A 14661-nucleotide genomic window follows, 5' to 3' on the forward strand; every position below is an offset into this window, starting at 1 on the left:
CGTTGAGTTTGCCCCTCACGCCAACAGCTTATGACATTGCTGCATCCCCTCCACACCAACATCCCCTTGCCCGAACAGATGAACAATCCGTTTGACTATGAGCCGCATCCGCTCTGCATAGAGGCTGCACGACAGTTGCAAAACTCGTTTGCCCGGATGTCCGACGAGTGGCAAGCGGAGATAGCCAAAGGTAAGATGTTTGGCATACTGCTTGTCTCAGCCCCCGATGAAGCACTCCTTTATCCCCCGTCATCTACCCTTTATCCCCTGCCATCTACCACCCACCATCCATCACCTACCACCTACTTCCTCGCCGCTTACTCGGGCCAGATACTCAACCGGAGCGACTGGGAGGGTTTTGTTCCGGCGGTGTATGACTATCTGCAGCCCGGCGGATATTTCAAGACCCACGAAGCGGAGGTAACGGACATCAATGCTGCCATAGCCCGACTGGAAGCAGACGGGCGTATGGAAGAGGCCCGCAAGTGTGTGGAGGAATTGGTGGTGCAGCGTCGGCAGACGGTGGCTGACTATCAACAGCAGATGAACGAGGCCAAAAGGAGACGGGATGAGCGCCGGCAGCAGGGGGGTATCTTGCCCGAAGAGAATGCGCGGATGGTCAGGGAGAGTCAGTTCATGAAAGCTGAACTGCGCCGCATCAAGAAGGCTGTAAATCAGAAAACAACTCTCGAAAGGGAGTATGAAGCGTGGCAAGACGATATACGGCAACTTAAACAACTGCGCAAAAGACTTTCCGACAACTTGCAACAATGGCTGTTTGCGCAATTCAGAATGCTGAATGCCGAAGGGGAAAGTAAAAATCTGTTGGAGATATTTGCCGATACGACAGCCGGTGTTCCGCCCTCGGGGAGTGGCGAGTGCTGCGAACCGAAACTCTTGCAATACGCCTACGCCCACGGGCTTCGACCACTTCAAATGGCTATGTTTTGGTGGGGCGAGAGTCCGAAAGAGGAGATTCGTCATCATGGACACTACTATCCGGCTTGCAGCGGTAAGTGTAAACCCATTCTCAAGTGGATGTTGCCGGACTCGTCGTCCGACTTCTTGCCGGCATCATCTGCACACCAACTACCCTTAAAGACTGCCCCCGAGCTTCCCATCCTTTATGAAGACGCATCGATCGTGGTGGTCAACAAACCGGCCGGTATGCTCTCCGTACCGGGTAAGACGGATACTCCGTCTGTCTATTCGCTCCTACGCGAATGTTGCCCACAAGCCGAAGGCCCGATCATTGTCCACCGATTGGACATGGCCACAAGCGGTCTGCTCGTCGCAGCCAAAACCTCTAAAGCCTATTTCGGGCTCCAACAACAGTTTACCGACCGCATGGTGACGAAACGCTATGTGGCCGTGCTCGAGGCCAATGGCCCTCGACCATCATTTCATCCTGCTCCAAAGACAGATTCCTCCCTGCTTCCCAAGGGCGCCATTTCTCTTCCCCTGTCGCCTGACCTCATGGATCGTCCACGGCAAAAGGTTGACCGCGAACATGGCAGACCTGCTGTCACCGACTATCAGTTTGTCTCGTCCGACCGTCTCTTGCTCTATCCCCATACGGGGCGCACCCATCAGTTGCGTGTGCATTGCGCCCACCGGGAGGGGCTTGGCCGGCCTATCAAAGGCGACAACTTATACGGCACGAAGGCAGACCGTCTCTACCTGCATGCCGAATACCTGTCGTTTGTCCATCCGCAGACGGGAGAACGAGTGGAGTTTGAGTGCTCCGCACCTTTCTGAGAATCAATAGTCTGTGGTGTTGTTTTTCATGTTTTTCCTACTTTACCCGATAAGGGGAAAAGGAGATGTCATGTTTGTGTTGTCGCGCAAAACAATTAAGGCTTTTCAGTTTTATGCTGCTGAAAAGTTAAGATGGTTTCTATGATATGCCCCGAATAATGATAGACATGTTCGTTGTCAAACCTTATGACAGTAATTCCATTTTCCTCTAAAAATCTTGTCCTTGCTTCGTCGTACTCATGGACAGCCCTGTCGTTGTGAATATTTCCATCCAATTCAATGGCTAATTTGAGTGAAGGACAATAGAAGTCCATGATGTAATTTCCGATACTGTGCTGCCTGCGGAATTTCAAACCGCCCACTTGTGAATGCTTCAAACAGCGCCAAAGAATTGCTTCGGCTGCAGTAGAATGATTCCGCAACGCTTTTCGGTATATCTTCAAAGGCTTTATATTGGATTTGTCTCGGTACATAAGTGTGTGTAGTTTGGTGGTCTGTGAATTTCTGCAAACGGGTGTTTGAATGTTTGTGTGGATGTGTTTGGGGAGAATGGTGACAATCGGGATATGCTGAAAGAAGGATACGTTGGGGGAAACGGTTGTGACCTTATTTGTCCCACCACCCCTGCCCCTCCTCCCAAGGAGGAGGGGAAAGCTAACGCCGGCAAATGCTTCTTAAGTGGGCAAGCCCCCATTATTCCATGTGCCATCCTTGGTTCCCCTCCTCCCAAGGAAGAGGGGGAAAGTTAACGCCGGCAAATGCTTCTTAAGTGGACAAGCCCCCATTATATCATGTGCCATCCTTGGTTCCCCTCCTCCCAAGGAAGAGGGGGAAAGCTAACGCCGGCAAATGCTTCTTAAGTGGGCAAGCCTCCATTATATCATGTGCCATCCTTGGTTCCCCTCCTCTTGGGAGGAGGGGCAGGGGTGGTGGGACAAATAAGGTCACGACAGCTTTCCACAACATTCCTATTCTCCCCCCCATGCACTCAGCTTTCCGCAGCCGCCTGTACCACCTCGGAAAGTGTGGGATGGATATGCACCATGTCACGCAACTCGTCGATGGTAGTATGCTTGCACATCAGTACACTCACTTCTTGGATGAGGTCAGCGCTGTGCGCCCCAAACGCATGGCAGCCGATGATAAGTCCCGAAGGATCGGTCAGAAGTTTAAGCATACCTTCGGTCTCGTCCATCGCCAATGCTTTGCCGTTGGCCCGATGAAAGGCCTTATGACACTTGTAGGAGATCGACTGCTCCTTACAAGTATCTTCCGAAAGACCAACAGAGGCGGCTTCGGGATAGGTAAAGATAGCCGCCGGCATAATGTCGAGTCGGATAGAGTCGGACATTCCAAGGATGCGGTTGACCACATGGAGTCCCTGCATGGTGGCGGCGTGGGCCAGCATCTGCCTACCGTTGACATCGCCAATGGCGTAGATACCCTTCACGGAAGTTTGAAGATGTTCATCGACTGTGATTCCTGAACGGTCGAAGGCGATGCCGGCACGTTCCAGTTGCAATCTTTCCATGTTGGGTTGTCGGCCTGTGGCTATTAGCACAGCATCGGCATCCAGAATCTCTTCTTTCCCTTTTCGTTCAAAAGTTACTCCATTTTCCGTTACCGCTTTGACTGCCGTTTGCATCAAGAACTCTACACCTAGCTTTTCGAGTGACTTGCGTAGTCGCTTGGCCACATCGCTGTCAAGCGATGGTAGACATTCTTTGAGAAACTCAATGACCGTGACACGGGAACCGAAAGAACAGAAGATGCTCGCAAACTCCATACCAATGACACCTGCACCCACGATGACAAGCTGCTTGGGCACATGGTCAATGTGCAGCAGTTCGGTGGAAGTCATCACTTTCGAAGCGTCAAGCTGCTTTACCGGCGGCATCTTGGGTCCGGCCCCTGTGGCGATGATGATGTGGGGGGCGGAATAGTGTTCCGTCCCCACCGTCACCGTCCGGGTATCTTCAAACCGTGCCGTACCCTTGACGAGTGTAATGCCGGGTATGGCGAGAAGCTGTTCCACACCGCTGCGGAGCTGTCCCACGACTGTGGAAAGCCGCTTTTGCACACGAGTGTAATTGACAGGAAAAGGATTACTCCCGTTCTCAATTTGTGGGCAAACCGCTCTCACCGTGCGCACGACATCAGCCTCATGGCAAAGCGTCTTAGTGGGGATGCAGCCCACGTTAAGGCATGTGCCGCCCACTTCCCCTTGTTCGATGATGACTACTTGCAAGCCGTTGCGGGCCGCATATTCGGCAGCCCGGTACCCCCCCGGGCCACTGCCGATAATAATAAGGTCAGCTGTTGTCATATTGCAGTTGCTTGAAAGTCACGATAGGATGCTTGGCCGCCTCCACATCGTCCACCCTTCCGATGGGCGTGTGGTGCGGTGCCGTCTTTACATCATTGGGGTGTTCCACTGCCTCGTGGGCAATGCGCCGCATTACATCGATGAAACCGTCGAGCGTGTCCTTGCTCTCCACCTCTGTCGGTTCTATCATCAGAGACTCGTGGAAGAGCAAAGGGAAGTAGATGGTGGGCGCATGATAACCGTAATCAAGCAGTCGTTTGGCCACATCCATTGTGGTGACACCCGTCGACTTGTCAGCAAGCCCGTCGAAGACGAACTCATGTTTGCAAAGTCCCTCAATGGGCAGGCGATACAGGTCTTTTAAAGACTCCTTGACATAGTTGGCATTGAGTGTGGCCAACGGCCCCACCTCCTTGACATGCTCGCGCCCCAGCGAGAGAATATAGGCATAGGCCCGCATGAGCACGGCAAAATTACCGTGATAGGGACTCACCTCGGGGAAAAACTCTTGTAGGCCGTCGCGCACACCCACCGGGCCGGCTCCCGGCCCTCCACCACCGTGGGGAGTGGAGAAAGTCTTGTGTAGGTTGAGGTGCATCACATCGAATCCCATGTCTCCCGGACGGCAAACGCCGAGCATGGGATTGAAGTTGGCTCCGTCGTAGTAGAGCAGTCCACCGCAGCCGTGTATCATTTCGGCTATCTCGGGAATGCGTTTTTCGAAAAGACCGAGCGTATTGGGATTGGTCATCATCATGGCCGCAATCTCCTCTCCCTGCTCTTCCACCAGCGTGCGTAGGTGCGTCGTGTCAATGGTGCCGTCGTCCAGACTCTTCACCTCTACCACCTCCAGACCGCAGACGGCAGCCGAAGCAGGATTGGTGCCATGAGCTGAGTCGGGCACGATGACTTTCAGGCGTCTTTCATCTCCGCGGCTTTCGTGATAGGCGCGGATGATCATGAGCCCCACCAGTTCGCCGTGGGCTCCGGCAAAAGGCCTCAACGTGAAGGCTTTCATGCCCGTGAGTTCGCAGAGCGATTGTTTTAAAAGGGTGCATACGGCTTCCGCCCCTCGCACACTGTCGGCCGGTTGCAGGGGATGCAGGTTTTGGAAAGCCGGCAAGGCTGCTACCTCCTCGTCGATGCAGGGATTGTATTTCATCGTGCAACTGCCCAGTGGATAGAACCCGTTGTCCACTCCGAAGTTGTTGCCGCTCAGGTTGGTGTAGTGTCTGACAACTGTCAGTTCGTCGCATTCTGGCAATTCGGGCTCCTTTTTGCGCTGTATCAGCTGTGGAATCTCATAGACGCCAAAGCGGTTTTTGGGCAATGAATAACCGCACCGGCCTTTCCGCGAGAGCTCGAATATCAGGTTTCCATAGAGTTTGTTGTTCATAGGGCAGCAAGTTTTACGAGTTGTTCTATTTCTTCACGGGTGCGTTTCTCCGTCACAGCCAGCATCAGCGTGTGTTCACCTACTTTCACTCCGCCGAAGATGCCGTTGGCTTCCAGCACTTTCAAGAGCAGGTCTATGTCGCCGTCATAGTCCACACAGAACTCATTAAAGAACGGCCGGCCCTCGTAGGTGAGCCGGAAATGTCCCGTCTCCAATAGCCGGTCGCACAGATAGTGGGCGCCGGCATACGACAGTTCAGCCGCTTCGCGCAGTCCATGTTTGCCCATCAATGAGAGATAGACTGTGACAAAGAGGGCCATGAGTGACTGATTGGAACAGATATTGGATGTGGCCTTCTGCCTGCGGATGTGTTGTTCGCGGGCTTGCAGAGTGAGTACGAATGCCCGTTGTCCGCGGTTGTCGCGAGTCATGCCAACGATGCGTCCCGGCATCTTGCGCAGCAGCTTCTCCGTGCAGCACAGATAGCCAACGTAAGGCCCGCCAAACTGCATCGGGATACCCAAACTTTGGGCATCACCCACGGCGATATCAGCTCCCCACTCACCCGGTGTCTTGAGTACGGCAAGGTCGGCTGCCACGCTGTTCATGATGAGAAGGGCCTTCCGGTCGTGGCAGAGGTCGGCCCAGCCGTCGTAGTCTTCTATGATACCGAAATAGTTGGGTTGCTGCACGATGACTCCTGCCACGCTGCCTTCGGCCAATCCACGTTCGAGCGCATCTCTGCTTGTAGCTCCGTTTTCGGCCTCAATCAGGGCAATGTCGAAGTTGTGGAAGTGGGCGTAAGTACGCACCACCGCCAGCACTTTGGGGTCTACCGTGGCCGAGACGAGCACGCGTCGGGCTTTCTTGCCGGCAGCTACGGCCATCATAGCGGCTTCAGCCGTGGCGGTGGAACCGTCGTACATAGAGGCATTGGAAATCTCCATACCCGTGAGTTCGGCCATCATCGACTGATACTCGAAAATGTAGTGGAGTGTACCCTGCGACACTTCGGCCTGATAGGGCGTGTAGCTTGTGAGATATTCCGACCGCGCCAGAATGCTCGGAACGACTGCCGGCATGTAATGGTCGTAGACACCGGCACCGGCAAAACATGTGAGCTGCCGGTTTTGTGCACCCAGCGTGTCGAACAGCCGGCGCACTTCCGGCTCGCTCATCTCAGAAGGTATGTTGTAGTCTCCTTTGAAGCGAATCTCCTCGGGAACCTCGGCATAGAGGTCGTCAAGCGAGTCAACGCCGACTTTAGCCACCATTTGCCTGATGTCTTCCTCCGTGTGTGGAAAATATTTGTAGCTCATAGGCTCATAGCTTTAGTGGTTTCTCAACATCAATGCGCAGCGGCACAGAACTCCTCGTAGGCTTTGGCATCCATCAGCCCGTCGAGCTCGGTCTTGTCGGAAAGTTGTAACTTGATGATCCAGTTGCCGAAGGCATCTTTATTGATGAGTTCCGGAGCCTCTTCCAATGCCTCGTTCACCTCAACCACTGTACCGCTCACGGGCGAAGTAAGGTCGCTGGCGGCCTTTACACTCTCTACGGCACCGAAGTCGTCTCCGGCTTCCACCTCATCATCTACATCCGGCATGTCCACATAGACCACGTTGCCCAAAGCCTGTTGGGCATAGTCGGTGATGCCTACATAACCATAATCTCCTTCCACACGTACAAATTCGTGCGACTCGCTGTAATAGAGTCCTTCTATAAATTTAGCCATAATCAAGAATGTTGTTTAAGTTAATGTTGGTTTGAGTTGATAAATAGACAAGTAAACGAGTAAACAAGTTGATAGCAGAGTTGACAAGTTAACAGGTCGTCTAATAGACAAGTTGCTTGCCTTTTTTCATAAATTACAGGTTGTTTTCCGGTTTATGCCACTCATTTCACACACAACTTGTCTACTCGTTTACTAGTTCACTTGTCAACTCTTCTTATAATGCTTATCGTAGAATTTCTTTTTTACCACCCGTCCGGGATAAGTCTTCTTTCTTATTTGCACTTCCACCTCCGTGTCAAGCTTGGCAAATTCGGTATCGACGAGTGCCATGCACACACTTTTGTCAGTAGAAATGGTATGATAGCCCGTGGTCACCTCACCTATCTGTCGTCCGTTTTTCATCACCGCATAGCCGTGGCGGGGCACAGCACGGTCGGCGAGTTCGATGCCCACAAGCTTGCGCACCACCCCTTCGGCACGCTGATGGAGTAGTGCTTCCTTGCCGATGAACTCCGGTTTGTCGAGTTTGCAGAACATACCCAAGCCAGCCATCACGGGTGAAATCTCTGTTGAGAGCTCGTCACCATAGAGCGGCAGACCCACCTCGAAGCGCAGCGTGTCACGGCAACCCAGTCCGCAAGGCTGTATGCCGGCCGCCATGAGTTTGTCCCACAGTGTTTGGATAAACTCGTGCGAACCATATATTTCGAAGCCATCTTCGCCCGTATAGCCCGTGCGGCTCACGATGGCGTCTCCGATGGTCTTCACTGTGTAGAAAGCCAATTCGCTACAAGGCAGTCCCAGCACTTCTTCCATCACGTGTTCGGCCTCAGGCCCTTGCACGGCCAACTGTCCGTAGAAGTCGCTGCGGTCTTGCAAGTCGATGTCAAAATCGGCGGCGTGTTCGCGCATCCATGCCACATCTTTGTCGATGTTGGCCGCATTGATGACAATGAAGAAGTCGTCGGCCCCCATCTTGTAGACCAACAGATCGTCCACCGTCCCCCCGTCAGGATAGAGCATCATGCCGTAGTAGATTTTGCCCGTGGGAGCATCAGTCACGTCGTTGGTGAAGATATGGTTCACGTATCGCTCGGCATCCTTGCCACGCACGGTGACTTCGCCCATGTGAGACACATCGAATGCTCCGCAGTGGTTGCGCACAGCCTGGTGTTCTTCCACAATGCCGGCATACTGTATGGGCATGTCAAAGCCGCCGAAAGGAGCTATCAAGGCTCCCAGCTGCACATGCCGGTCGTAAAGGCAGGTTCTTTTGTTTTCCATATTTGTCGGTTTTCGTTATTGCTTAATACGATTGTCAAAAGGCAAAAGGGCATCGCATGGCTGATTCCGCAAAGGTTAGGGGCAGAGCAACAGGCCGATGAAGTCGTCTCGGCGCAAGTTCATCACCACTTCATCAAGCCGTTCGGGCAAGACTTGCTCTAAAGCTTCTCGCTCAAGCCGAAGGCCCCGCAGCGGGCGGAGCAGCTGACCGTCCATATCGCCAGTAATGAAATAGTCGCCCATGAGGTTGATGTCCTTCACGATGTTGTTGTGGAGCTCCATCCTTACCTCAAACTCGCCTACCCCTTCCAACCGGTGTCTCTTCACTACGGTGTATTTCGGGTTATTGCCGTAGATGAATTTCTGTGAGAGATATTCGCGCTCTATATCTTCGATGCCGGTCACGTCGGTCTCGGTGAGTACCGTTTCACCGTCGCACAGATTATGGCGCACAAAGTCTTTGAATTCATCAATGGAAAGCGACAGATGGTCTTTGAGCAAGGCGATGTGCTGGCGCACGCTTTGTACACCCTTACTGATGAGCTTTTCGTCGGTGGGGGTGATGGCCCCCACCATGTTGCGCATGTCGGTGTCATAGAGCATGGTGCTATGCACAATGCTGCGCCCCGGCAGATGATAGAATGCCGAGCCACTCACCTTTCGGTCGCCGATCATTATATCGTTGCGGCCGCTGGCGCGTGCGTCTACGCCCAAGCGGTGAAGCACCTCCACCACCATATTTATATAGCGGCTGAAAGTGAGACTCACGTTGTCCTCCTTTGTGATGTATGAGAACATGATGTTCTTCATGTCGGCATACACGCATCCGCCGCCGCTTTTCCTCCGGAAGGTGGCTATATGGTTTGCGCGACAATAATCAAGATTCACTTCGTTTTCTATCAACTGGTTGCGTCCGAAGATAACGCTCGGCTCCACCTGCCACATAAAGAAACTGTCGTCTTCGTCCACATGGCGAGCCACATATTCTTCCATGGCCAAATAGAACGACAGACGACGCACCTTTTCTTCGGGCAGCGCTACATACTTCATATATCAGATTGTCAGATTCAATTAACTGTTGCTGCAAATATATGAAGAATTTATGTAAGGGCCAAGCATTTTCCGAACTTTTTTGTGACGATTTGTAAAACTGTCTTGGCACCTCGGAAAACCACATTCAGGGCGTAGCCGCCTTCCTATTTGGATTATGTAAACCAAGATACACCGTTCTTATTTATCAGCCCAATTAGATATTTTATAAATATGAGCCTTTTTACTTTTTTCTTTTGGTCAGTATGTTGAAAAGAAAAAGAGTTAAGTGCTTATTTGTTAGCAGCTTAACCCTTTTTTACGTACCCAGACCCGACCCGGTACAATGCCGTGAAAATAAGAGAAATCAAAAGAATATATTAAACTGATAATCAATAACTTATAATTTTCTTATATTTGTCTATTTTACCTATTTTCACCTGTTTTTTTGTTAGATAGTACACTTTTAGTACACTTTGATATTCGGAACTTTTTAGTATCTTTGCAAAATAAGAAAACATCTGAAAATAAATGAGTTAATGATTTTACTCGGTTCTATACTCATTCAGGTACATAACTATCAATTATGGCAAAATTAGAAAATAAAGCAAAGGAAAACCCGAAATTAGAGCAAAATGTGCTTTCTGATGGTCGAATAAGTCTGTATCTGGAGTATTATCTTGGTAGAGAAGAAACGCCTGTTTTGGATGATAATGGTAATCCTGTTTTGTATGAAACAGGTAAAATGGTGGGTAAGCCCAAAGTTCACATCAAACACAACAGGCGAAAAGAAAACTTGCAGTTGTACTTGATAGCTAAGCCCCGTACTCCTGCGGAAAGGCAACAGAACAAGGAAACTCTTGAATTGGCTGCCAAAATCCGTGCGGAGCGTGAACAACAGTTTAAGGAGAGTATGCTTGGTTATCGGTTGAAGAAAGATAGAAATATCAACTTCTTGGACTATTATCAGGCGTACATAGACAGTTATACGAAGAAAGACTTGCGGATGATAAAGATTGCCTTGAATCGTTTTAAGGATTTTCTTAAAGAGCAATATCCACTCTATGAGTTTAGTATTAAGCCCGATTTGATAACCAAGGACATGATGGAATACTTTGTGGAGTATCTGCAATCACGAAGCGTGGGCGAAGGAGCAAAGAGCATCTATCAGCGTTTCAAGAAGGTTGTGCGATATGCAATCGACCACGAAGTGATGCTGAAAGACCCTTGCAAGGGTGTGGTGTGCAAGGTGGATGAGCAGATTTTGCGTAAAGATGTGTTGTCTATGGATGAAATCCAATCACTAATTCAATGCCATTATGATAATGAAAATCCAAATGTCAGACGGGCATTTATCCTCTGTCTATATTGCGGTTTGCGCTTCTGCGATGTAAAAGATCTAACCTATAAAAACATTGACTACACCAATCACCTTTTGAAATTTGAACAGAACAAGACCAAAGGACATTCTGCAAATAGTGGTGTAGTTATTCCTCTGAACAACGGATTGCTATCATTGATAGGCGAAGCACCTGATGATTTGGATTCTTCTATATTCAATCTTCCCTCGTATGAGAGTTGCTGCAAATCTGTAAAGCGATGGGTGAAACGTGCTGGCATTAACAAACACATCAGTTGGCATTGTGCTCGCCACTCTTTTGCAGTGAACATTCTAAACAATGGAGCCAACATCAAGACCGTCGCCAGCCTTTTAGGGCATAGTGGATTGAAACACACTGAGAAATACACCCGTGCTGTGGATAAGTTGAAGGAGGAGGCGATAAATAGTTTGCCAGAATTGAAAATATAGGCACTTGATTTATATGGTTAATTCCAAGTCATAGTCTTTTCTAATTATCATCAGGCACATATAATGAGAAAAACACCGATTTAGTGATATTATTGGCTAAACAATGCCGTATTTTGCATTTTCTTCAAGAAAATTGTGTACCTTTGTACTTATAACAAAGCTATTATCCATTATGGACAAAGATATTAATCGCATAAAAGTAGTGTTAGCAGAAAAGAAAAGGACAAATAAATGGTTGGCTGAACAACTAGGGTGTGCACCTACTACAGTATCTAAGTGGTGTACCAATGCTTGTCAACCGCCTATGGAGACATATCTGAAAATAGCGAAACTACTAGATGTAGAACTGACAGAATTAGTGAGGACAGAAAACGATGTATAAGATAACCTGGGATAAAGAAACTGGAGGTGTATTACTCCATTCACGCATTGTGGATGGAACACTTGGCATATCTCCACGCCCTGTATTCTGGGAAGAACTTGATTTGCTTAAGCTCAACGAATTAGGATGGAAATATCCTCATACAGAAGAACCTCTGTTGTGGGCAATAAACAAACAATATTGGTATCAAGGTGAATTAATGTTTGAGGCTAAAGGTGCGAATGTTTACGATGCAGCTACAATTATCTTCCAGCCAGGAAAGGATAATGTTGAGTTGAATCCCATTGATGTAAAAAAGATGTTGAAGCGCAACGCTGAATTTATGTTTTTGCTGGAGAGTGAGGCTATAGAGTTCATTCGCGAAACATTCATTCAGTATGCAGGGGCACGGAAAAGTGTAGCCAAAGTTGCTGCTAATCAACTTGACTATGAAGCTCTCGCAAAACGTATGGAATCCAAAATTAAAAAAAAGATGGCCATTGTGCGTGAAGATTGTGATAGTTTCGAGATTATGCCACTTGATACTGCAGAGAAACAAGGTAAAAAAGTATTCCATACTACGAAGATTGATAAGTTTCTTGCTTCTTTCTCTGGAGGTAAAGACTCTCAAGTTGTGTTAGACCTTTGCACACGTGCAATACCAAGCACAGAGTTTGAAGTTATTTATTCAGATACTGGATATGAATTGCCACCATCGTTAGATTTGTATCAGCAGGTGCAAGACCATTACCATAAACTCTTCCCAGACTTAAAGTTCTCGCTAACTCGTAACCATGAAAGTGTGCTGAACTATTGGGATAAGATTGGAACACCAAGCGATAAGCATCGTTGGTGTTGTTCAATTATGAAAACAGCACCATTGTACCGTTCCCTTAAAATAGAGGGGACAAATAAGCAAGCTAAAGCCCTCGCTTTTGAAGGAGTAAGAGCTGAAGAGAGTGTTATGAGAAGTAACTATGAGCGTATAGGGAAAGGGGTTAAGCATGACACCGTAATCAATGCTCGTCCGATCTTAAATTGGAATACTACAGAAATCTTTCTTTACCTTTTTGCTCACGATTTACCCCTTAATGAGGCTTATCGATTTGGGAAACCAAGGGTGGGATGTTTAATCTGTCCATTCTCTTCTCCATGGGATGATATGATAGTGAATAAACGATATAAACAAGATTTAAAACCTTTCTTATCACGCTTGGTAAACATATCAAAGCAACGTCATATCCCAAATTTAGAAGAATACATCAAAGAACATAAATGGAAGTTGCGAGCAAGTGGGAATGATATTGGTTCAAAAACAAAAGTCCTCTTTCCAAAACAGTTTCCTACATTTGTAGCAAATGTTTCCAATGCTCAGAAAACCATAGAACATTGGCTTCCTGTTTTGTGTGAATATAATATAATGGGAGAGGGGAATAAAAAGTTTGGAGAATTACGCTTTGATAAGACTGTCTATCGTTTTGACATTACGTATAACACAGAACATGACTATACATTCATCTTACATGAGGTGCAAAATCCTAAATTGGTGCAACTTATTAAAAGAATTATTTATAAAAGTGCCTTCTGCATAAACTGCGAAGGGTGTGAAGTAGAATGCCCTACTGGAGCACTTTCTGTTTACCCTGAGATTAAAATTGATAAATCGAAATGTATTCATTGTCATAAATGTCTGTTATTTCATGACCAAGGATGCATTGTTGCAAATTCTTTAATTATGACAACTTCAACAAATACAAAAGGTGGAGGTATCTCGAAAATAGGTACTTTCGGAATCCATAGTGAGTGGCTACAAGAATTTCTTTCTGACCCAGATGGTTTTTGGACAAGCAATTCTTTGGGAAACAAACAAGAACAGAGTTTTAAAGCATGGCTGATAGATGCTGAAATGATTGACCAAAAGAAAAATCTCACACCATTTGGTGATTTTTGTACAAAGCATCGCGAAAATGAGCTTGACTTAATTTGGGAACTCATTTGGATAAATTTTGCATATAGTTCTGTTCTTACAAATTGGTTTATCAACACTATAAATCCAGATCAACAATTCACGAAAGCACTACTTGATGAGTTAGCTTTGAATGAATTTGATGGTACGAAGAGTACTATAACTTATGCCATAGGGGGCTTCATGCAAATATTTAAATATTCTCCAATTGGTGATTTTCTTATCCAAGGACAATCGCATGATGGTAAGAATTATTTTCGTGGACGACATGAAGGACTTTCAGAAGTGGCACTTGCTTATTCTATATATAAGTATGCTACTTTTAAAGGTATTAGATCTTTACGTATCTCAGACTTCTATGTTGAAGACTGTCAAACAGGACCTGTGAAAGAATTTGCAATATCCAAGCTTACGTTTACAAAATTGCTTCGCCAATTAAATTCTGCTTCAAATCGAGTACTTATAGCAGAATTAAATATGGGTCTTGATAGCATTACACTAAGAGAAGATTTAAGCTCAATGGATATACTCAAACAACTGGTTTTGTAGATATGGTCTCTCACTTAAAAACTGAATATTACAAAAATTTGCTCCGTTCTATGATAGTCTATAGGCGTAAAGGTAAGACTAATCTTGCCAAACCTATCTTCATGCTATCTATCTTATACGGAATAAAAGATAGGAGTATAATTGGTAATCGTATTAGATTGACAGAACCCCTGGTTAATACTTATAAAGCTTTCTTCAAGAAATATAGCCAACAGCCTATGACATCACCTATTTATCCTTACTACTATTTGAAAGGAGAAGAATTCTATTATCTTATAGGTAGCCATTACCCTAAGACCCCCTCAGCGAAATTCCTTCGTGAGAATGTAGAGTATGCAAGTTTAGATGATGATTTGTGGCTGCTTTTACAAGACGAAGGCGCAAGAAACGAGATAAAGGAAGCCATCATTAGTTACTTTATAGAACCAATCAAAGAATTAAAATAAT

12 protein-coding genes are annotated in these 14661 nt (G+C 47.4%); 5 read left to right on the forward strand and 7 right to left on the reverse strand.

What is annotated here, in order from left to right:
- Window positions 1-30: 30 nt before the first annotated feature.
- On the forward strand, window positions 31-1758 hold the full coding sequence (locus tag HMPREF6485_RS04185; protein ID WP_004344897.1) for an RluA family pseudouridine synthase: 1728 nt from the start codon (window positions 31-33) through the stop codon (window positions 1756-1758).
- A 95-nt stretch (window positions 1759-1853) separates the two neighbouring features.
- Here HMPREF6485_RS04185 and HMPREF6485_RS04190 read toward each other — a convergent pair whose 3' ends face one another.
- The 7 genes from HMPREF6485_RS04190 to HMPREF6485_RS04225 all read right to left on the reverse strand — a co-directional run bounded on the left by HMPREF6485_RS04190 (window position 1854) and on the right by HMPREF6485_RS04225 (window position 9549).
- Window positions 1854-2201, reverse strand: a complete 348-nt coding sequence (locus tag HMPREF6485_RS04190; RefSeq protein WP_248622228.1) for an endonuclease domain-containing protein — start codon at window positions 2199-2201, stop codon at window positions 1854-1856.
- Between the two features lie 545 nt (window positions 2202-2746).
- Window positions 2747-4084 carry a dihydrolipoyl dehydrogenase gene (gene lpdA / locus HMPREF6485_RS04200; protein ID WP_004344900.1) on the reverse strand — a complete coding sequence of 446 codons (1338 nt, stop codon included), beginning with the start codon at window positions 4082-4084 and terminating at the stop codon, window positions 2747-2749.
- Complete coding sequence (gcvPB, locus tag HMPREF6485_RS04205; RefSeq protein ID WP_004344901.1) at window positions 4071-5480, reverse strand: aminomethyl-transferring glycine dehydrogenase subunit GcvPB; 1410 nt, start codon at window positions 5478-5480, stop codon at window positions 4071-4073. Before gcvPB ends, lpdA begins: the two co-directional genes overlap by 14 nt.
- A complete protein-coding gene (gcvPA, locus tag HMPREF6485_RS04210; RefSeq protein WP_004344903.1) occupies window positions 5477-6799 on the reverse strand; it encodes an aminomethyl-transferring glycine dehydrogenase subunit GcvPA in 1323 nt (440 codons plus the stop codon). The genes gcvPB and gcvPA overlap by 4 nt, the downstream gene beginning before the upstream one ends.
- Window positions 6800-6828: 29 nt before the next feature.
- Window positions 6829-7215 carry a glycine cleavage system protein GcvH gene (gene gcvH, locus HMPREF6485_RS04215; RefSeq protein ID WP_004342645.1) on the reverse strand — a complete coding sequence of 129 codons (387 nt, stop codon included), beginning with the start codon at window positions 7213-7215 and terminating at the stop codon, window positions 6829-6831.
- 204 nt (window positions 7216-7419) lie between these two features.
- The gene (gene gcvT / locus HMPREF6485_RS04220) at window positions 7420-8499 is read right to left on the reverse strand and encodes a glycine cleavage system aminomethyltransferase GcvT (protein WP_004344905.1); all 1080 of its coding nucleotides are present in this window, start codon (window positions 8497-8499) and stop codon (window positions 7420-7422) included.
- Between the two features lie 75 nt (window positions 8500-8574).
- Entirely contained in the window at window positions 8575-9549 is a 975-nt protein-coding gene (locus HMPREF6485_RS04225; RefSeq protein ID WP_004344906.1) for a lipoate--protein ligase, read from the reverse strand.
- Window positions 9550-10114: 565 nt separating this feature from the next.
- Between HMPREF6485_RS04225 and HMPREF6485_RS04230 the strand changes: the two genes are divergently transcribed.
- The 4 genes from HMPREF6485_RS04230 (at window position 10115) to HMPREF6485_RS04245 (ending at window position 14660) form a co-directional block, all read left to right on the forward strand.
- A complete protein-coding gene (locus tag HMPREF6485_RS04230) occupies window positions 10115-11338 on the forward strand; it encodes a site-specific integrase (RefSeq protein ID WP_004344908.1) in 1224 nt (407 codons plus the stop codon).
- 172 nt (window positions 11339-11510) lie between these two features.
- Complete coding sequence (locus HMPREF6485_RS04235) at window positions 11511-11720, forward strand: helix-turn-helix transcriptional regulator (RefSeq protein ID WP_004344910.1); 210 nt, start codon at window positions 11511-11513, stop codon at window positions 11718-11720.
- Entirely contained in the window at window positions 11713-14214 is a 2502-nt protein-coding gene (locus HMPREF6485_RS04240; protein WP_004344911.1) for a phosphoadenosine phosphosulfate reductase domain-containing protein, read from the forward strand. Before HMPREF6485_RS04235 ends, HMPREF6485_RS04240 begins: the two co-directional genes overlap by 8 nt.
- A 50-nt stretch (window positions 14215-14264) precedes the next feature.
- Window positions 14265-14660, forward strand: coding sequence for a hypothetical protein (locus tag HMPREF6485_RS04245; protein WP_155814388.1), 396 nt, complete (start codon window positions 14265-14267; stop codon window positions 14658-14660).
- The last annotated feature ends 1 nt before the right edge of the window (window position 14661 follow it).

This window comes from Segatella buccae ATCC 33574 (assembly GCF_000184945.1).
GTDB lineage: Bacteria > Bacteroidota > Bacteroidia > Bacteroidales > Bacteroidaceae > Prevotella > Prevotella buccae.